The 17,841-nt window shown below is 62.8% G+C and carries 15 protein-coding genes; 8 read left to right on the top strand and 7 right to left on the bottom strand.

Annotation, left to right across the window (positions count from 1 at the left end):
• Positions 1-204: 204 nt before the first annotated feature.
• Positions 205-2,688 carry a GcvT family protein gene (locus C2L65_RS21765; protein ID WP_042309215.1) on the top strand — a complete coding sequence of 828 codons (2,484 nt, stop codon included), beginning with the start codon at positions 205-207 and terminating at the stop codon, positions 2,686-2,688.
• A gap of 17 nt (positions 2,689-2,705) precedes the next feature.
• On the opposite strand, the gene C2L65_RS21760 is transcribed toward C2L65_RS21765, so the two are convergent.
• Entirely contained in the window at positions 2,706-3,593 is an 888-nt protein-coding gene (locus C2L65_RS21760) for an AraC family transcriptional regulator (RefSeq protein ID WP_042309321.1), read from the bottom strand.
• Positions 3,594-3,784: 191 nt separating this feature from the next.
• Here C2L65_RS21760 and C2L65_RS21755 point away from each other — a divergent pair, with 191 nt between their 5' ends.
• Entirely contained in the window at positions 3,785-4,666 is an 882-nt protein-coding gene (locus C2L65_RS21755; RefSeq protein WP_042309214.1) for an NmrA family NAD(P)-binding protein, read from the top strand.
• A gap of 263 nt (positions 4,667-4,929) precedes the next feature.
• Here the strand turns inward: C2L65_RS21755 and ribA are convergent, their stop codons facing one another.
• Positions 4,930-5,577, bottom strand: a complete 648-nt coding sequence (gene ribA, locus C2L65_RS21750; protein ID WP_042309212.1) for a GTP cyclohydrolase II — start codon at positions 5,575-5,577, stop codon at positions 4,930-4,932.
• A 368-nt stretch (positions 5,578-5,945) separates the two neighbouring features.
• Here ribA and C2L65_RS21745 point away from each other — a divergent pair, with 368 nt between their 5' ends.
• Positions 5,946-6,380, top strand: coding sequence for a CBS domain-containing protein (locus tag C2L65_RS21745; RefSeq protein ID WP_007579103.1), 435 nt, complete (start codon positions 5,946-5,948; stop codon positions 6,378-6,380).
• A gap of 270 nt (positions 6,381-6,650) precedes the next feature.
• Here C2L65_RS21745 and C2L65_RS21740 read toward each other — a convergent pair whose 3' ends face one another.
• Together C2L65_RS21740 and C2L65_RS21735 are read right to left on the bottom strand one after the other, a co-directional pair.
• Positions 6,651-6,980, bottom strand: a complete 330-nt coding sequence (locus C2L65_RS21740) for a DUF4148 domain-containing protein (RefSeq protein WP_035989306.1) — start codon at positions 6,978-6,980, stop codon at positions 6,651-6,653.
• Between the two features lie 290 nt (positions 6,981-7,270).
• Positions 7,271-7,921, bottom strand: a complete 651-nt coding sequence (locus C2L65_RS21735) for a DNA-3-methyladenine glycosylase (protein ID WP_042309319.1) — start codon at positions 7,919-7,921, stop codon at positions 7,271-7,273.
• A 400-nt stretch (positions 7,922-8,321) separates the two neighbouring features.
• On the opposite strand from C2L65_RS21735, the gene C2L65_RS21730 reads away from it, so the two are divergent.
• Positions 8,322-8,678, top strand: a complete 357-nt coding sequence (locus C2L65_RS21730) for a BON domain-containing protein (RefSeq protein WP_042309209.1) — start codon at positions 8,322-8,324, stop codon at positions 8,676-8,678.
• 224 nt (positions 8,679-8,902) lie between these two features.
• The gene (locus tag C2L65_RS21725) at positions 8,903-9,991 is read left to right on the top strand and encodes a calcium:cation antiporter (protein ID WP_042309207.1); all 1,089 of its coding nucleotides are present in this window, start codon (positions 8,903-8,905) and stop codon (positions 9,989-9,991) included.
• Between the two features lie 7 nt (positions 9,992-9,998).
• Here C2L65_RS21725 and C2L65_RS21720 read toward each other — a convergent pair whose 3' ends face one another.
• Positions 9,999-10,874 carry a LysR substrate-binding domain-containing protein gene (locus tag C2L65_RS21720; protein WP_042309205.1) on the bottom strand — a complete coding sequence of 292 codons (876 nt, stop codon included), beginning with the start codon at positions 10,872-10,874 and terminating at the stop codon, positions 9,999-10,001.
• Between the two features lie 262 nt (positions 10,875-11,136).
• On the opposite strand from C2L65_RS21720, the gene C2L65_RS21715 reads away from it, so the two are divergent.
• The 3 genes from C2L65_RS21715 to C2L65_RS21705 are packed head-to-tail and all read left to right on the top strand — an operon-like array spanning position 11,137 to position 13,398.
• On the top strand, positions 11,137-11,946 hold the full coding sequence (locus C2L65_RS21715; protein ID WP_042309203.1) for a transporter substrate-binding domain-containing protein: 810 nt from the start codon (positions 11,137-11,139) through the stop codon (positions 11,944-11,946).
• Between the two features lie 43 nt (positions 11,947-11,989).
• Positions 11,990-12,745, top strand: coding sequence for an amino acid ABC transporter permease (locus tag C2L65_RS21710; protein WP_042309202.1), 756 nt, complete (start codon positions 11,990-11,992; stop codon positions 12,743-12,745).
• Complete coding sequence (locus C2L65_RS21705; RefSeq protein WP_042309199.1) at positions 12,742-13,398, top strand: amino acid ABC transporter permease; 657 nt, start codon at positions 12,742-12,744, stop codon at positions 13,396-13,398. Before C2L65_RS21710 ends, C2L65_RS21705 begins: the two co-directional genes overlap by 4 nt.
• Positions 13,399-14,320: 922 nt before the next feature.
• Here the strand turns inward: C2L65_RS21705 and C2L65_RS21700 are convergent.
• A complete protein-coding gene (locus C2L65_RS21700) occupies positions 14,321-15,592 on the bottom strand; it encodes a cytochrome c (RefSeq protein ID WP_042314250.1) in 1,272 nt (423 codons plus the stop codon).
• Positions 15,593-15,602: 10 nt separating this feature from the next.
• On the bottom strand, positions 15,603-17,840 hold the full coding sequence (locus C2L65_RS21695) for a xanthine dehydrogenase family protein molybdopterin-binding subunit (RefSeq protein ID WP_042314251.1): 2,238 nt from the start codon (positions 17,838-17,840) through the stop codon (positions 15,603-15,605).
• Between the last annotated feature and the right edge of the window lies 1 nt (position 17,841).

The raw sequence follows: 17,841 nt of genomic DNA, 5'->3' as shown, positions 1-17,841 counted from the left end.
GGGGTCTGGAAATTGGCGCCAGTCTAGCAAACCTGTCCGCCCGGCTCCAATACGAATCCATGCAATTCCACATTCATCCTCATCGCCCGCGACCGCATAGTTGTCGGGCAACGTTGCATTTCGGGGATTTTTGCGGCAAAGTACGCAAGACCGAATTCCCACACATTTCCACTCATTTCCACACTCTTCCGCGAGCCCTCCCTCATGTCAACCCACCTTCCGACGCAGGCGCGTGTCGTCATCATCGGCGGCGGCATCATCGGATGCTCGGTCGCGTATCACCTCACGAAGCTCGGATGGACGGATGTCGTGCTGCTCGAACAGGGCCAGTTGTCATGCGGCACGACATGGCACGCGGCCGGTCTGGTCGGCCAGTTGCGCGCGCAGGAGAGCATGACGAAGCTGATCCGCTACTCGACGGCGCTCTATGCCGAACTCGAAGCCGACACGGGTCTGGCGACGGGCTGGAAGCAATGCGGCTCGCTGTCCATCGCGCGCACGGCCGAACGGATGACGCAACTCAAGCGTACGGCCGCCGTCGCGCGCGCCTATGGCGTGAGCTGCGAGGTGATCGGCCCGAAGGAAGCCGGCGAACTATGGCCGCCCATGCGTACCGACGACCTGCACGGCGCAGTCTGGCTGCCCGGCGACGGCAAGGCGAATCCGACCGATCTGACCCAGGCGCTCGCACGCGGCGCCCGTCAGCGCGGCGCTCGCATCGTCGAGAACACGCGTGTTACTGCGATCCACACGCGGGCTGTATCGAAGGGCCGCGAAGCGAGCGGCGTCGCATGGCGCGACAAGGAAGGCAACGAAGGCGCGATCGCCGCACAGGTCGTCGTCAATTGCGCGGGGCAATGGGCAAAGAGCGTCGGCCGTCTGTGCGGCGTCACGGTGCCGCTGCATTCGGCCGAGCACTACTACATCGTCACGGAGCGCATTGCAGGCGTGCATCCCGATCTGCCCGTGATGCGCGACCCCGACGGCTACATCTATTTCAAGGAAGAAGTGGGCGGGCTCGTGATGGGCGGCTTCGAACCGGACGCGAAACCGTGGGGCATGAACGGCATCCCCGAGAACTTCGAGTTCCAGCTGCTGCCCGACGACTGGGATCAATTCCAGATCCTGATGGAGAACGCGCTGCAACGCGTGCCCGCGCTGGAAACGGCGCAAGTGCGTCAGTTCTACAACGGCCCCGAGTCGTTCACGCCCGACAACAACTTCATGCTGGGCGAAGCGCCCGAGCTGCGCAACTTCTATGTCGGCGCGGGCTTCAACTCGATGGGCATTGCGTCGGCGGGTGGCGCGGGCATGGCGCTCGCCGAGTGGATCGTCGCGGGCGAGCCGACGATGGACCTGTGGCCTGTTGACATTCGCCGCTTCGCGCGCTTCAACGGCAACGACACCTGGCTGCACGACCGCGTGAAGGAAACGCTCGGCCTGCACTACGCGATGCCGTGGCCGAACCGCGAACTCGATAGCGCGCGGCCCTTCCGCCGCTCGCCGCTCTATGCGCTGCTGCGCGACGAAGGCGCTTGCTTCGGTAGCAAGATGGGTTGGGAGCGTCCGAATTTCTTCGCGCCTTCGTTAGAAGAGGCTCGCATCGAGTATGCGTTCGGCCAGCAGAACTGGCTGCCGTGGAGCGGCGAAGAACATCGCGCTTGCCGCGAAGGCGTCGCGCTGTTCGATATGACGTCGTTCTCCAAATTTCTCGTCAAGGGCCGCGACGCGGAAGCGGTGCTGCAACGGATCGTCGCGAACGATGTCGCGGTGCCTGTTGGCACGGCCGTCTATACGGGCATGCTCAACGAGCGCGGCGGCTACGAGTCGGACTTCACGCTCACACGCGTCGCGGACGATCAATACTTGCTCGTCACGGGCTCCGCGCAGACCACGCGCGATTTCGACACACTCGACAAGCGCATTCCGCCCGACAGCCATTGCATGCTCGTCGACGTGACGAGCCAATACGCGGTGCTCGCCGTGATGGGGCCGCGTGCGCGCGATCTGCTTGCGAGCGTGTCGAAGGCCGACTGGAGCAACGAGGGCTTTGCGTTCGGACAGAGTCGCGAAGTGGATATCGGCTACGCAACGGTGCGCGCGACGCGCATCTCGTATGTCGGCGAACTGGGTTGGGAACTGTATGTGCCCGTCGAGTTCGCAGTCGGTGTCTATGAAACGTTGCATGCGGCAGGGAAGCGTTTTGGCCTTAAAAACGCGGGGTATTACGCGCTCGAGTCGCTTCGGATCGAGAAAGGCTATCGCGCGTGGGGACGCGAATTGTCGCCGGATACCAATCCGTTCGAAGCGGGCCTCGCGTTCGCGTGCAAGCTCGCCAAGGACATACCGTTCATCGGCCGCGATGCGCTTGTGAGGTTGCGCGACGAGCCGCTGCAACGACGCCTCGTCGTCTTCACCGCCGATGGCGCGAGCGATCGAATGCTATGGGGCGGCGAAGCAATCCTGCGCGATGGCAAGGCGGTCGGCTTCGTAAGCTCGGCGGCGTTCGGGCATACGCTCGGCTGTCCCGTCGCGATGGGCTATGTGAAGCGCGACGACGGCGCCCCGCTCGATCAAACCTGGCTCACGAACGGCCGCTATCAGATCGACGTCGCCGGCGATCTGCTGCCCGCGACGCTGCATCTGAAAGCACCCTACGATCCCGCTTCCGCCCGTATCAAAAGCTGACGCACACAACGCGCACGTTAGCGCGCAACGATCAGCCGCAGCGCATCGCTGCGCGCGATATCGCGAGGCGTCACGCCGAGCAGCCGCTTCATCCAGTGCGCCATGTGGCTCTGATGTGCGAAGCCGACTTCGAGCGCGACCTGGCTCGCGCTCAGCCGGCCCTGCAGCAACAGCACCTTCGCGCGCTCGACACGCCGCTGCACGACATGCCGATGCACCGGCACGCCCATCGTCTCGCGAAACAACACCTTGAAATGCGGCACACTCAGTTCGACGAGCGCGGCCAGTTCGCTCAGTGTCAGGCGTTCGTCGAGATGCGCCTCGATGTAGTCGATCACGCGCGCCGCCGCGCGCGGCGACAGCGTGCGTTTCTTGTCGTCGTATGAAATCGAAGCGCCCGCGAGCCGTACGATCATCGCGGTACACAGGCTTTCGGCGTAGAGCGGATCGGATGCGTCCTCGGCTTCGAGTTCCGCGCGCATCGCCCACGCCAGATGCTGGAAGCGCGCGTCGCGCAACTGGAACTGCGGGCGGATCTGCGCATCGGTGGCGCGCAGGCCGAGCTGATCGAACGTATTGCGCACGAAATCTTCGGCGAACCAGATGCGCAGGATCGTGCAGCTGTCATCGTCGGACCATTCGCCGTCGAGGCCCGCTGGAATCACGTCGGCATCGCCGTGCGCCTGAATGCGCGCCGCGCGCTGGCCGTTGCATCGGCAGATCGCTCGCACGGGCGCGCCGACATGCACGCCGACGCGATGATGCTCGATCGCCGGAATGCGATGCGCGCCCGCGGCGATCCCGAGCATTTCCGCGCCAAAACCCGACCAGCCGAGCGACGCGCTCGACAGCAGGCTCTCGCGCCCGCCCGAGTGCGGCACCAACGCAGGGTGGACTGCATTCATCGCTTGCACCTCGTTCCGTCCTCTGATTGCCGCATTGTGCTGCGTTTTGCGCTGGCGTGCTGGCCGTTGCTCCGCGGCACGGTTGCCCATGCAGATCGTCATCCGGATCTGTTGCCCGTCATCCTTCCATGCGCGATTCCTGATGCGCCGCCGCGTACGCTTGAATCCCATGAAACCAGTGGAGATAGACGATGTACGTGATTTTTGGCGCAACGGGCAAGGTAGGACGTTCGGCAGCGGCGGCGCTCAGACATGAAGGGCACGCCGTGCGCGCCGTCTTGCGAAACCCGGCGCAAGGCGAAGCGCTGACGCGCATCGGCTGCGAAGTCGTCACCGGCGACCTCAACGACGAAGCATCGATTCATCGCGCGCTCGACGGCGCGCGTGCCGTGCAGATGCTGTGTCCGTTACCGCATCGCGACCCCGATCCCGCAGACGCGATGCGTCGCATGATCGATACGGCCGCGCGTGTACTGCGCGCGCATCCGCATCTGCATGTCGTCGCGCTGTCGGACTATGGCGCAGAACTCGATGCCGACACGGGCATCACGATGCTGTTTCATCACCTCGAAGCGGCGTTCAGAGAGGCTGCGCCGCGCCTCACGCTGCTGCGCTCGGCGGAACACATGCAGAACTGGGCGCGTGTGGTGCCTGTCGCGCTCGCAACGGGCCGGCTGCCGAGTCTGCATCACCCTCTCGACAGGCCGTTTCCGACGGTGTCCGCGCATGACGTCGGCATCGTTGCCGCGCGCTTGCTCAGCGACGGGTTCGATGAAGCTGGCGTTCGAGTCGTGAGCGTGGAAGGTCCGCGCCGTTACGACGCAAACGATGTAGCCCGTGCGCTCGGCGATGCAAGCGGACGCGATATCGTCGCGCATGCGCTGCCGCGCGCCGAATGGACCGCGACGATGCTACGCGCGGGCCTCAATGCGAATCACGCGAAGCTGATCGTCGACCTGTACGACGCGCAGAACACGGGGCGAATCGATGCCGAAGGGGGCACTGAGCGGCGCTTCGGCACGACTGAATTGCGCGACGTTGTAGTTGCGTTGGTGTCGACGATCAACGCGTGACGGGAGCATCGAATGCAGTGCTGCCCTTTGACACGCACGATCGACCATCGTCACGCGCGCCCTCCAGACCCGACGAGGACGCTATACAGGCTCGCGACAACACTCGTCGCGCGACTCGGCTGGCATCGACTGGAGCGACTGCTAAGCTCGATCCCCGACAGCAACGACGACTTCATGATCTTCTGACGCCGTAAAGCAAATGGCCTCGCGTTCGCGAGGCCATTGCACTGCTCACATTGCTCAGCGAGTCCGGGCGACAGCCGTCACTCGTTCTCTTCGAAGTAATGCCCGAACTTCACCTGCTTGGTGCGGATATAGCGCTCGTTCTCTTCGCGCATCGGAATGGCGAGTGCGACACGTTCGCAAACGGGAATGCCGTGCTTCGACAGCGAGTCGAACTTCTTCGGGTTGTTGCTCATCAGACGCACCGACGTCACCTTCAGCAGGCGCAGAATGGCGGCCGCCGAATCGTACTCGCGCGAGTCGTCGGGCAGGCCGAGGTCGAGATTCGCCTCGACGGTGTCGCGGCCCTGCTGCTGCAGCGCATACGCGCGGATCTTGTTCGACAGGCCGATGCCGCGCCCTTCGTGGCCACGCAGATACAGCAGCACGCCACAGCCCTCCGCCGCGATATAGCGCAGCGCGAGGTCCAGTTGCTCGCCGCAGTCACAACGGTATGAACCGAGCACGTCGCCCGTCAGACACTCCGAGTGCAGGCGCGTGAGCACCGACGGTTTATTCTCGACATCGCCCATGACGAGCGCGAAATGCTCGGCGCCCGAGTCGTTCACGCGGAACACATAGGATTCGAAGGTGCCGTAGCGGGTGGGAAGCGTGGCGCAAGCGTCGAGCGTGACGCATTCGCCGGTGATTGCGCCGTCAGCGAGCGACGGATCGTGAGACATGGGCATGGCGTTAGCGGAATTGCGGACATGAACCCGTGAGCTACCGGGGATAAAGTACAGAAGCGGAGTTTACCGCTAAACGCCGAATTGTACCTGGCAGCCGCTCCGCGATGGTGCGCTGGCGGCAATCCGGACCATCGCGGCGGACCATCGAGGTGCATCACTGCGCGTATGCATGGCGAGAAACGCAGCCTGCTCATTTCCGCAAATCGCATGACATGCGTGATCGTCCCCACGAAACCAGGCGAAGCGAGCGTCGCCTCGCGCGGTGTCGACGTCTATACTTGATTGGCGCCTGTTCTGCGCTTGACGTGCCTCTCCTTCACCCCAGCGCGCCGTGACCAGGCGTGCTGCACTGCAAACGGAGCCGCTCCATGACTAGCGTTGCACAAGTCCTCAAATCGAAGCCGACCCAAGAGGTCTACACGATCGAGGCATCCGATTCCGTCTACAACGCCATCAAGCTGATGGCCGACAAACAGATCGGTGCATTGATCGTCAAGGAAAACGGGTCGATCGCGGGGATCGTCACCGAACGCGACTATGCGCGCAAGATCGTGCTGATGGACCGCTCGTCGAAGACGACGCCCGTGCGCGACATCATGAGCAGCGCCGTGCGCTTCGTGCGCCCGGACCAGACCACCGACGAATGCATGGCGTTGATGACGGAGCGCCGCATGCGTCACCTGCCCGTCCTGGACAACGAACAGCTGATCGGCATGGTGTCGATCGGCGACCTCGTGAAAACCATCATCGCCGAGCAGCAGTTCACCATCCAGCAGCTCGAACACTACATCCATAGCAGCTGAGCGTCGCGCCGCTGCGATGTCATTTCCGCCGCTGAAACTGCGGCGCGCCCTGCTACGCCTACCGCGCAAGCCAGCAAAAAAAGCCCAATCCGCGAGGTTGGGCGAAGCCACCTTGCGGCGGCGGAGGTTCATGCTTTCGTTCACGACGGCGCGGCGACCTTGTCCGGTCCAGGCCACGCCGCCGTTCATATTCTGGTTGCGCGCTTCATACCTGCATCGAAGGCGCGCGCGCCGGACCGTGAACACTGCGGCCCGGCTTGTACTCCGGAATCAATGACCGAAGTAGACGTCTTGCGCCGGGTTCAGCGTCTTGGCCGCGCCCGATTGCGACGAACCGTTCGTCGATGCGCCGTAGCCGGTATCGGCGACGGGCGCTTGTGCTACCGCACCGTTTTGCGCCTGAACGCGGGCTTCGGCAGCCTGGATGTCGGCCGGATAGGTCGAATCGACAGCCGTTGCCGGGTTGTAGCCTGCCTTTTCCAGCTGGACCAGTTCGGCGCGCACTTGCGCGCGGGTCACGGGCTGGTTCGACTGGGCGAACGAGACGGCGGGGATGGCGAGAACAGCAGCGATGGCGACAGCCTTGATCAGCGATTTCATGGTAACTACCTCCGAAAGTTGTTTTGTCAGCCGCTTCACACAACCGTGTGTGAAGCCAGTGAGATCAGTGTAGCCATCGGCACACCAAGGGAAAACCCCTATTCCGGAGATACTTAATTGCGCTGGATGAAAGAGTCCGGTCACTTCGCAAGCCAGATGTCAATTTGCGAGTGGTAAGACGTAATAATGTCGGGACGGATCGGTGTATCTCACTATGTGGCAAACGCCATGGGTGCCACACGCATTGACAGGCTCGACGCGTTGTCCAGGACTCAAGTCTGCACGCGACCTTACTTGGACGGCGGCCCCTCACCGGGCGGCAGAGCCTCAGCCGACAGCAGCTTACGTGGCCCGCTAACGAACGGACTGCCCGGCACATAGAAGCGCAGCAGCCGATGCATCTCCCGAGCGATGCCGATACGCGTCGTCACCGCGACCGGCGTGCGAGCCTTGCCCGCCGCGCCTAGCCACAGCCCGCGCCCGGTGCAAAGGTCCGCGCCGTCGAAGCTGAGATCGATGCCGAGCGCGAGCGCCAGCCGCCCCGGGCCGCGCGCGAGATCGCGCAGCTTCGCGTCCGGCCGGCGCGCCTGCATCCATTCGATACCTTCCACCGGCTCCAGCGCGCGAATCAATGCCGCCGCGCCCGTGCCTTCCGGCTCGCTGACCACGTTGATCACGTTGTAGATGCCGTAGGTGAGCCGCACGTACGCATGGCCGTGTTCGAGGAACATCGAGCCGTTGTACGCACGCCGCCCCGGATACGCATGATTGGTCGAATCGCCGACGGGATACGCCTCCGTCTCGACGATCCGCCCCGCTGCCCGCCCTTCGGCCAGGTCGCGGACCAGGTATTTACCCAACAGGAAGCGCGCGAGGTCAACCGTATCGATGGGTAGATCGTTGCGGTGTAGAGGAACCAGGGAAACCGTCGTCTTCGTCATGCGATGATGCGCCGGGAACATAGGAGGACGTCCGCGTGAGCCACGCAGTTTGCAGCATGATGACGCGCGGCGCGGTTCGATGCACGGCGCAAGACGGGCACAGGACGAATGGCGTCGAATGGCACGAGCGGCATCGATCCGTTGTAGCAAAGCCGCATCCGGGCGACCCTTATCTTCACCATGGAACCAATTGAGGTATCGTTACTGTCCGGCTAGCCGCATCGGCGACTCGGGCAGGCCCGTCCGGTCGGCCAGCCGCGCGGCGTATGAACAACCCGCAACCGTTTTCATCCCGAAGCAAAAGAAGTGGTAGTGCAGTGGTATCACGCGTGAAGAGCCCGCTTGCCGGGCGCATTTCAGGCGCGACACCGTCGCAAATCATGACAACAGGAGAAAGTGAATGAAGGCGATTCAGGCAATCAAGATGGCAGCTGGCGCATTTGTGGTGCTCGCGTCGATCAACGCATACGCTCAGGCAAGCGATGCCGACATGACCGCTCAGCCGAGCGCCAAGCAGACCGCCAAGGCAGCCAAGTCGGCTGACCGCGCGCTGGCGCGCAAGGTTCGCGGCGCACTGGCGAAGGCAAAGGACCTCAGCGTTGCCAACATCACGGTTCGCGCACGTAGCGGCGCTGTGACGCTGCAGGGCTCCGTGCCGGAGCAGCCGCAAGTCGACAAGGCGACGGAAGTCGCGCAAGGCGTGGCAGGCGTGACGTCGGTGAAGAACGCGCTGACGATCCGCCCGGTCGGCCAGTAAACCTCGCATCGCCTGCTGGCGCCCGCATGCGGGCGCCCGGTTGGACAACGCACCGCTCTTCGTCGCGAAGAGCGGTGTTTTTCTTTGCGGCGCGCATTTTTGTCGCTCCGTCACACCGCCAGCCTGGCCGGCTGGTTTAATCTCACGGCTATGCGAGCCGCCCGTCAGCCGATGTAGCGGCGTCCTGTCGCGAACTACACACCAACAACAGACGGACTGAACACATGGCATCGACATCGCCCGTATTGCCCCGCTGGACGATCGCAGCGCCTTTCATTGCGTGGATCGTGCTGGGCGCCGCCTACGCGCTGCCCGGCAACGGCCTGCTGACTGCCCTTGCCGCGCTCGCGCTGGCGGGCTCGGTGTTCGCGGGCGTGCATCACGCGGAAGTGGTCGCACATCGCGTCGGCGAGCCGTTCGGCACGCTGGTACTCGCCGTGGCCGTGACGGTGATCGAAGTGGCGCTGATCGTATCGGTGATGCTGTCGGCGGGGCCGGAAAAGGCGGGGCTGGCGCGCGACACCGTGTTCGCCGCCGTCATGATCGTGTGCAACGGGATCGTCGGGATCTGCCTGCTGGTGGGCGGATTGCGCCATCGCGAGCAGGACTTCCAGATTCGCGGCGCGAGCGCGGCGCTGGCCGTGCTTGCGTCGCTGTCCGTGCTGTCGCTGGTGATGCCCAACTACACGAGCATCAACCTCGGCCCCGCGCTCAGCGACTCGCAGCTGGCGTTCGCGGGTGTGTCGTCGCTGGTGCTGTATGGCGTGTTCGTATTCGTGCAGACCGTGCGTCACCGCGACTATTTTCTCGCCGACGCCCACGCCGCCAACGAAGACGCGCACGCCGCCCCGCCCAGCTCGCGCGTCGCGTTGACGAGCGGCGCATTGCTGGTGGTGAGTCTCGTCGCCGTCGTGCTGCTGGCCAAGGTGCTGTCGCCCGTGGTCGAGCGCGCAGTGCTCGAAGCAGGCGCGCCCGCCGCCGTGGTCGGCATCGTGATCGCGGCGCTCGTGCTGCTGCCCGAAGGACTCGCCGCCGTGCGCGCGGCGCGCGCCGACCGTCTGCAGACCAGCCTCAACCTCGCGCTCGGCTCGGCGCTCGCGAGCATCGGCTTGACGATACCGACCGTCGCGCTGGTGTTCATCTGGACGGGCCGCCCGCTTGTGCTTGGCATCGACGGCAAGGACACGGTGCTGCTCATACTGACGCTTCTGATCAGCACGCTGACGCTCGGCACCGGGCGCACGACCATTCTGCAAGGCGCCGTACACCTGTCGCTGTTCGCCGCGTATCTGTTTCTGTCGTTCGCGCCTTGAGCGCCGCTCACTGCGCCCAGTGCCGGTCGATCCAGGCGCGAAACAGATTCACCTTCTGCTGATGCGCGACGCTGTCCGGGTACACGAAGTAGTAGCGCGCGCCCGTCGTGAGCACGGCCTCGAACGGCCGCACGAGCCGTTGCGCGGCCACGTCCTCGTCGATCAGCGCGAGGTCGCTGATCGCCACGCCGAAGCCTTGCAGCGCCGCGTTGGTGGCGAGATCGAGCGTATCGAAGCTCGGACCGTGGTTCGCGTCGACATCGCGCGCTTCCACGTATTCGAGCCACATTTTCCAGTCGCGATGATCGCGCGTCGGGTGCAGCAACGTGTGGCGCGAGAGATCGGCGGCCTTGCCAAGCGGCTTGTCGTGCAGCAACTGGGGCGCGCAGACGGGCGTGAGGCGCTCCTCGAAGAGCGGCACCGCCTGCACGTCCGCGCCCGCTGACGTGCCGTAGACGATCGCGGCATCGAACGGTTCGACCTGGAAGTCGACGTCGTGCTGCCAGGTCGTGGTGATCTGCACGTGCAGGTCCGGATACTCAGCCTGGAACTGCATGATTTTGGGCAGTATCCAGCGCATCACGCAGGTCGGCACTTTGAGCGCGAGATCGGTGCGCTGGCGCGTGAGGCGCAGCGAAATCTCTTCGATGCGCGCAAAGCTCTCCTTGACGGCGGGCAGCAGCAACTCGCCTTCCGCCGTCAGCGTGAGGCCCTTCGCGTGACGCTTGAAGAGCGGGAACTGATAGTAGTCCTCGAGCGCGAGAATCTGCCGGCTCACGGCACCTTGTGTCAGGCACAGATGCTCGGCCGCGCGCGTGAAGCTGCGATGGCGCGCCACGGTCTCGAAGATCTGCAAAGCGTTCAGGGGCGGAAGTCGTCGCATGAGGGTGAATAGCATCAGGAAAATTCATCGCGCGTGCCGCTTTGTTGCGCGGTCACACGCGTGACAAATCCAAAGCATACGCGATCCAAAATTCCCCGGACCTTGCCGCCATGCGTTAGGCTCATGCGCGATCGTGGCCGGGAGAACCCTTACGGCATGAGCGTAACGCATGGCTTCCATGCGCAGATTTCGGTTGTTCCAGGTTTTTTGCATACCTAGAGTGGCTTTCACCACTGTCTCAACATTCAAAAAGGACGCACTCATGACCACCGCCGCTCTCCTTCGCCGCCGCTTCAGCCATGCGTTCGCCTCGCTCGCCTTCGCGGGCGTCGCGCTGTCGGCGTTCGCGCCGCTCGCGCATGCGGACGCGCTCGACACGATCACGAAGGCGGGCGTCGTGCGCGTCGGCGTGTTCATGGACTATCCGCCGTTCGGCTCGATTGGCCCGGACATGAAACCGCAAGGCTATGACATCGACGTCGCAAACCTGATCGGCAAGTCGCTCGGCGTCAAGGTGGAACTGGTGGCCGTGACGGGCGACAACCGGATGGCCTATCTCGCCGACCACAAGGCGGACATGCTGCTCTCCGTCGGCCAGACGCCCGAGCGCGAGAAGGTGATCGATTTCTCGCAGCCCTATGCGCCCTACTACCTTGCCGTGTTCGGCCCGAAGTCGCTGAAGGTGAAGGACGCGAACGATCTCGCGGGCAAGAGCATTTCCGTTGCGCGCGGCACGCTGGAGGACCTGAGCGTGACGAAGATCGCGCCGCCGTCGGCGAACATCAAACGTTTCGACGATCCGAACGGCGCTATTTCTGCATTTCTTTCTGGTCAGGTACAGTTGATGGTCGTCGGTAACGATGTGGGCGCGACGATACTCGCGCGCCATCCCGCCAATGACCCGGAGCAGAAGTTCTCGCTGTTCAGTTCGCCCGATCACGTCGGCCTGAACAAGAACGAGCCGCGCCTCCTGAAGAAAGTCGACGAGACCATCGCGCGTTCCCGCAAGGACGGCACGATGAACGCGATTTCGCAGAAGTGGCTGCGCGCGCCGCTGCCGGAAAACCTCTAAGCCTTTTCTTTCGATCAGCCGATGTCACGATGAGCCGCATACGATGAGTTATACGTTCGATTTCAGCAGTTTCGACATGTATGCGGGGATGCTCGTGCGTGGCGTCGGCGTGACGCTAGGGCTGACGGCCGTATCGACCGTGCTGGGCGGTCTGGTCGGGATCGGGGGCGCGGTGGTGGCTGCGTCCGGACCGAAATGGGCACGCGGGCTGATTGCGACTTACGTCGAGCTGATTCGCAACACGCCGTTTCTGGTGCAGTTGTTCTTTGTGTTCTTCGGGCTGCCTAGCCTCGGCATTCACATCGACGAAATCCAGGCCGCGATATTGGCGATGACGGTCAACCTCGGTGCGTACGCAATCGAAATCGTGCGTGCCGGTATCGACTCGATTCCGCGTGGACAGATTCAGGCGGCGCAAGCGCTCGGGCTTCAGCAACGCCAGGTGTTTCGACATGTGGTGTTGCCGCAGGCGGTGGCCAATGTGTTTCCGGCGTTGTTGAGCCAGGTGTTGATCGTGATGCTTGGCTCGGCGGTCGTATCGCAGATCTCGGTGCCTGATCTCACCTACGCGGCGAACTATATCCAGTCGCGCAACTTCCGTTCGTTCGAGGCTTACCTGATTATTACCGCGACGTATCTGGTGCTGTCGGTCGTGTTGCGGCAAGTGCTGAACCGGCTCGGCAAGGGTCTTTTCGCGGGACGTGCAGCGCGGTCTTCTGATGCTCCGCGTGGGTTGTTGCGCACTCTCTTTGCCATTCGCGGCGCACGCACCGCGCCGACGACGGAGCGCTCGTCATGATCGAATTTACGCTTTGGGATATTGCGCGCAATCTGCTGCTCGCGGCGCGGTGGACGGTGTTGTTGTCATTGATTGCGTTTGTTGGGGGCGGGGTTGTTGGATTGGTGTTGCTCGCGATGCGGGTGTCGCCTTTGCCCTGGCTTAGGCGTGTTGTCGTTTTGTATGTGGAGTTGTTTCAGGGCACGCCGTTGCTGATGCAGCTGTTTCTTGCGTTTTTTGGGTTGCCGTTGATGGGGGTTGATGTGTCGCCCTGGGTCGCGGCTACTGTTACTTTGACGCTTTATACGAGTGCGTATCTTGCGGATATCTGGCGTGGGTGTGTTGAGGCTGTGCCGCGTGGGCAGTGGGCCGCGGGTGCCAGTCTTGGGATGACGTTTTCTCAGCAGTTGCGGTTTATTGTCTGGCCGCAGGCCCTGAAGATTGCTGTTGCGCCTACTGTTGGGTTTCTGGTTCAAGTTGTTAAGAGCACTGCTCTCACTTCTATTATCGGGTTCACCGAACTCACCAAGACGGGGAACATGATTACTAATGCAGCCTTCCAGCCGTTTCCTATTTATGGCATGGTCGCGCTGCTGTACTTTGCTATGTGTTTTCCACTTACGTGGTATGCCCGGGTTTTGGAGCGGCGGCAGAAGATAGCGCAGCAGCGTTAGTGTTTTTTTGTCTGCGACGCTGGGTGGTCGGCTTGTCGTTTCGCCGGCATCTGCGTTTTGCCTCCGCGCTTCTCGCGTTGCCGTTCGGTGTGTTTGTCTTTGCGCTGGCATTCGCGTTTTGCCTTCGCGCTTTATGCGTTGCCGTTCGGTATGTTTGCCTTTTCGCTGGCATCCGCGATTCGTTAGCGTGCTTCACGCGTCGCCCCTGTGCGGGGCGGCACCTACTTTTCTTTGCCGCCGCAAAGAAAAGTAGGCAAAAGAAAGCGGCTAACACCGCCAGTTCTAGTGTTTGCCTGAGGGCCCCCACAGGGTCTTACGCTTCAAACGGCAATCACGTGACCCATGTTCGTTGCCAACGCTCTTGCAGTGCGCCTCACCCGCTTCACGCACCCGCGTTGCAGCACGCCGTGCCAGATATTCCACCGCCGCCCAGGTGGCAAACTGTGTGTAGGCCGTAGTGCCTCACACGCCTCACTCCGTACCGATAGCGCACGCGTCCCACCCTGTTAGAGCGCTACCTTGTACGACGCGACAACCTGCACACAGTTTGCCACCTAGGCGGCGGAAGCCATTCGCTGCCGCTAGCCCAAGTTCGGGTGTTTGAAGTGGGTGAGGCGCTCATTCGGAGCGTTGGCAACACGCGCTAACAGAGACGTTGCCGTGTGAAGCATAAGACCCGTTGGGGGCCCTCAGGCAAGAAGAAATGTTGGCGGTGTTAGCCGCTTTCTTTTGCCTACTTTTCTTTGCGGCGGCAAAGAAAAGTAGGTGCCGCCCCGCACAGGGGCGACGCTTGAAGCACGCTAACGACTCGCGGATGCCAGCGAAAACCCATAAAAACCAAACCGCCCGCGCCATGAAGGCAAACCGCGGACGGCAGCACAAAACAAGCGAACCACCCAGCGTCGCAGACAAAAAAGCCCATTTACTGCGTAGCTTTCCGAACCTTAGCCACATCCCCAGCGCCGACAGCAGGCGCGCCATTATTCCATCCAGCCCGAATAAAAGTAAGCACATCAGCGATCTGCTGATCATTCAGCACAGGCCCATACTTGGGCATAGGATAAGCAGCAGGCACCCCACCAATCACAAGATCCCCAGTGCCATTAAGCGTGACATTGATCAACGAAGAAGCATTCTTCTCCAGCACATTAGGATTCCCAGCCAGCGGCGCCAGCATAGGCGCAAACCCACGCCCATCCACCCCATGACAATGCATGCAGAACGCCGTATAAACCCGCGCACCGGCATCATTAGCAGGCCGCGTCAGCGAAACCTTAGTCACCTTCGCGTCATACGCATAAGCCGGCCCGCCTGAGCCGCCCGCCGCCGGCAGCGACTTCAGATACCGCGACATCGCAGCAACATCGACATCCGTCAGCGCCTGCGTGCTGTTGTTGATGACATCCGTCATCGAACCAAACGCCGACGCATGCTGATTCGCGCCCGTCTTCAAAAACTGCGCAACATCGGCCTCGGACCAGCGGCCCAGACCAACGTTGTGCTCACCCGTCAGGTTCGACGCGAACCAGTTGTCGATTGGGCTGCCCGATAGATACAGAGCACCGCTTTCATCGAGTGCCTTCTCCTGGAACGCAACGCCGCGCGGCGTATGACACGAGCCACAATGCCCAAGCCCCTGAATCAGATACGCACCGCGATTCCATGCGACGTCCTTGCCCGTCTTGTCCTGGTACACGCCTTTCTCCAGAAAGACCATGTTCCAGAACTTCAGCGGCCATCGCATGTTCAACGGCCACTTGATATCCGGCTCGCGGTTCGCCTGCTTGATGGGCGCCACCCCATGCATGAAGTACGTGTAAAGCGCATGCATGTCGTCGTCGTTGACCTTCGCGTACGACGGATACGGCATCGCCGGATACAGGTTGTGGCCGTCCTTCGCGACGCCCTCGCGCATCGCGCGCTTGAAGTCGTCCTCGCTGTACTGGCCGATGCCCGTCTCCGGATCGGGCGTGATATTGGTCGAATAGATCGCGCCCATCGGCGTCATCATTTTCAGGCCGCCAGTAAATGGCTTGCCGTGCGGCGTAGAGTGACACGCAATACAGTCGCCCGCCTTCGCCAGGTATTCTCCACGTGTGACGAGCGCATCGTCGGCCGCGTGAGACAAGGTGGGAAGCGCGAACGACGCGGTAAATCCAGCAGCCAGCGCCAATGCCTTCAATGTCGTTTTCATCGCCGGCCCCTTACGCGTTCATCAACTGGTTACCGACAGGCAACTGCCGCAACCGCTTGCCCGTCGCCGCATAGATCGCGTTGGCGATCGCGGGCTGCGCCGCTGCCGTTCCCGGCTCGCCGATGCCGCCCGGCGCCTCGCTGCTCTTCACGATATGCACGTCGATGCTCGGCGTTTCGTTGATGCGCAGAATCCGGTAATCCGTGAAGTTGTTCTGCTGCACGCGGCCGCGATCGATCGTGATCTCGCTGTACAGCGCCGCCGTGATCGCGAAGATAATGCCGCCCTGGATCTGCGCTTCCACTGTGTTCGGGTTGACCACCATCCCGCAATCGACAGCGCATACCACGCGATTCACCGTCACCTCGCCCTGATCGACAGTGACGTCGGCCACCATCGAAAAGAAACTGCCGAACGCGTGCATCACCGACACCCCGCGCCCCTGCCCCTTCGGCAACGTGCTACCCCAGCCCGCCGCCTGCGTCGCGACGTTCAGCACGTTCAGCGCGCGCGGCGATTTGCCAAGCAGGTCGCGCCGATACTTGACGGGATCGGTCTTGGTCTGCGCCGCAAGTTCGTCGATGAAGCTCTCGACAACGAACGTGCCGCGCGTCGGACCCACGCCGCGCCAGAATGCAGTCGGTATCGCATGCGGCTCCTGACGCACGTAGTCGATAAGCTGATTCGGCAGGTCGTACGGCAGATCGGCGGCGACTTCGACGGCATCGGGATCGACGCCGTTCTTCACGGCAGGCGGCGCGAAGCGCGCCAGAATCGACGAGCCGACAATACGATGCTGCCACGCAATTGGCTTGCCGTTCGCGTCGAGCCCGGCCGAAATCTTGTCGTAGTAATACGGGCGATACATGTCGTGCTGGATGTCTTCCTCGCGCGTCCACGTCACCTTCACGGGCACGTTCAGCTGCTTTGCCACTTTCACGGCCTGCGTGACCATGTCGAATTCGAGCCTGCGTCCGAAGCCGCCGCCGAGCAGGAAGTTGTGAACGACGATCTTGTCCGGCGACAGCCCCGTCACCTTCGCGCCCGCATCGCGCGCCCGCGTCGGCACCTGCGTGCCGACCCAGATTTCGCAGCTATCGGGCTTCACGTGAACCGTACAGTTGACCGGCTCCATCGTTGCGTGCGCGAGAAACGGCTGCTGATACACGGCATCGACGCGTGTCTTCGCCTGCGAGAACGCGTTGTTCACGTCACCGTCCTTGCGCGCGACCGCACCGTTGTTCTGCGACGCCTTCTCCATGTCGTCGACGATCGTCTTCATCGACACGGCTGCGCCCGCGCCTTCGTTCCATGTGATCTTCAACGCCGACGCGCCGCGTTTTGCCGCCCACGTGTGATCGCCGATCACGGCAACGCCGTTGTCGATCTTCACGATCTGCCGCACGCCGGGAATCTTCTTCGCAACCGTATCGTCAACGCTCGCGAGCGTTCCGCCGAACACCGGGCAATTGACGATGACCGCGTAGACCATGTCGGGCACGCGTACATCGAGGCCGAAAACCGCGCTGCCGTCCACTTTCTCCGGCGAATCGAGACGCTTCGCCTGCGTGCCGATCAGCTTGAAGTCTTTCGGGTTCTTCAACGGCACGTTCTGCGGCACGGGCAGTTTCGCTGCGGCATCGACGAGCTGGCCATAGGCGACGCTGCGCTTCGTGTCTGAATGAATCACCTGGCCGTTCTCGGCATGGCACGACGCCGGGTCCACCTGCCACTGCTGCGCGGCCGCGTTGATCAGCAGCACACGCGTGGTCGCGCCCGCGCGTCGCATCGGTTCCCATGCATAGCGGATCGACGTCGAGCCGCCCGTCAGCTGGCCGCCGAGCAGCGGGTCCGTGAAGCGCGTTTCGTCGGGCGGCGCATGGTCGATCGTCACGCTGTCGAGCGGCACTTCGAGTTCTTCCGCGATCAGCATCGGGATCGACGTGTACACGCCTTGCCCCATCTCGACCTTCGGGATGATCAGCGTGACCTTGCCCGCCGTGTCGATCTGCACGAAGGCGTTCGGCGCGAGCACGCCGCTTTGCGGCGTTTCGACACCGTCGCCGCCGATCACGGACTTGCGCACATCGCCCTGGCTTTGCGCAGGCATGCTGAAACCGAGCATCAGGCCGCCGCCCGCCATCGCAGCGACACTCGCACTGAACTTCAAAAACGCACGGCGTGTGACTCGCGCGGCATCGTCGTCGCGCGGCTTGCCGTTTTGTGCATCGAGCAATCCTTGCGACATG

The organism is Paraburkholderia terrae (assembly GCF_002902925.1).
In the GTDB taxonomy this organism is placed as follows: domain Bacteria; phylum Pseudomonadota; class Gammaproteobacteria; order Burkholderiales; family Burkholderiaceae; genus Paraburkholderia; species Paraburkholderia terrae.
The sequence above is the reverse complement of the archived record's forward strand: the minus strand, read 5'-3'. Positions and strand labels throughout refer to the sequence as shown.

Coding starts and splice junctions, on each gene's coding strand:
- C2L65_RS21765 (WP_042309215.1), top strand. CDS start 205: ATGTCAACCCACCTTCCGACGCAGGCGCGTGTCGTCATCATCGGCGGC.
- C2L65_RS21760 (WP_042309321.1), bottom strand. CDS start 3,593: ATGAATGCAGTCCACCCTGCGTTGGTGCCGCACTCGGGCGGGCGCGAG.
- C2L65_RS21755 (WP_042309214.1), top strand. CDS start 3,785: ATGTACGTGATTTTTGGCGCAACGGGCAAGGTAGGACGTTCGGCAGCG.
- ribA (WP_042309212.1), bottom strand. CDS start 5,577: ATGCCCATGTCTCACGATCCGTCGCTCGCTGACGGCGCAATCACCGGC.
- C2L65_RS21745 (WP_007579103.1), top strand. CDS start 5,946: ATGACTAGCGTTGCACAAGTCCTCAAATCGAAGCCGACCCAAGAGGTC.
- C2L65_RS21740 (WP_035989306.1), bottom strand. CDS start 6,980: ATGAAATCGCTGATCAAGGCTGTCGCCATCGCTGCTGTTCTCGCCATC.
- C2L65_RS21735 (WP_042309319.1), bottom strand. CDS start 7,921: ATGACGAAGACGACGGTTTCCCTGGTTCCTCTACACCGCAACGATCTA.
- C2L65_RS21730 (WP_042309209.1), top strand. CDS start 8,322: ATGAAGGCGATTCAGGCAATCAAGATGGCAGCTGGCGCATTTGTGGTG.
- C2L65_RS21725 (WP_042309207.1), top strand. CDS start 8,903: ATGGCATCGACATCGCCCGTATTGCCCCGCTGGACGATCGCAGCGCCT.
- C2L65_RS21720 (WP_042309205.1), bottom strand. CDS start 10,874: ATGCGACGACTTCCGCCCCTGAACGCTTTGCAGATCTTCGAGACCGTG.
- C2L65_RS21715 (WP_042309203.1), top strand. CDS start 11,137: ATGACCACCGCCGCTCTCCTTCGCCGCCGCTTCAGCCATGCGTTCGCC.
- C2L65_RS21710 (WP_042309202.1), top strand. CDS start 11,990: ATGAGTTATACGTTCGATTTCAGCAGTTTCGACATGTATGCGGGGATG.
- C2L65_RS21705 (WP_042309199.1), top strand. CDS start 12,742: ATGATCGAATTTACGCTTTGGGATATTGCGCGCAATCTGCTGCTCGCG.
- C2L65_RS21700 (WP_042314250.1), bottom strand. CDS start 15,592: ATGAAAACGACATTGAAGGCATTGGCGCTGGCTGCTGGATTTACCGCG.
- C2L65_RS21695 (WP_042314251.1), bottom strand. CDS start 17,840: ATGTCGCAAGGATTGCTCGATGCACAAAACGGCAAGCCGCGCGACGAC.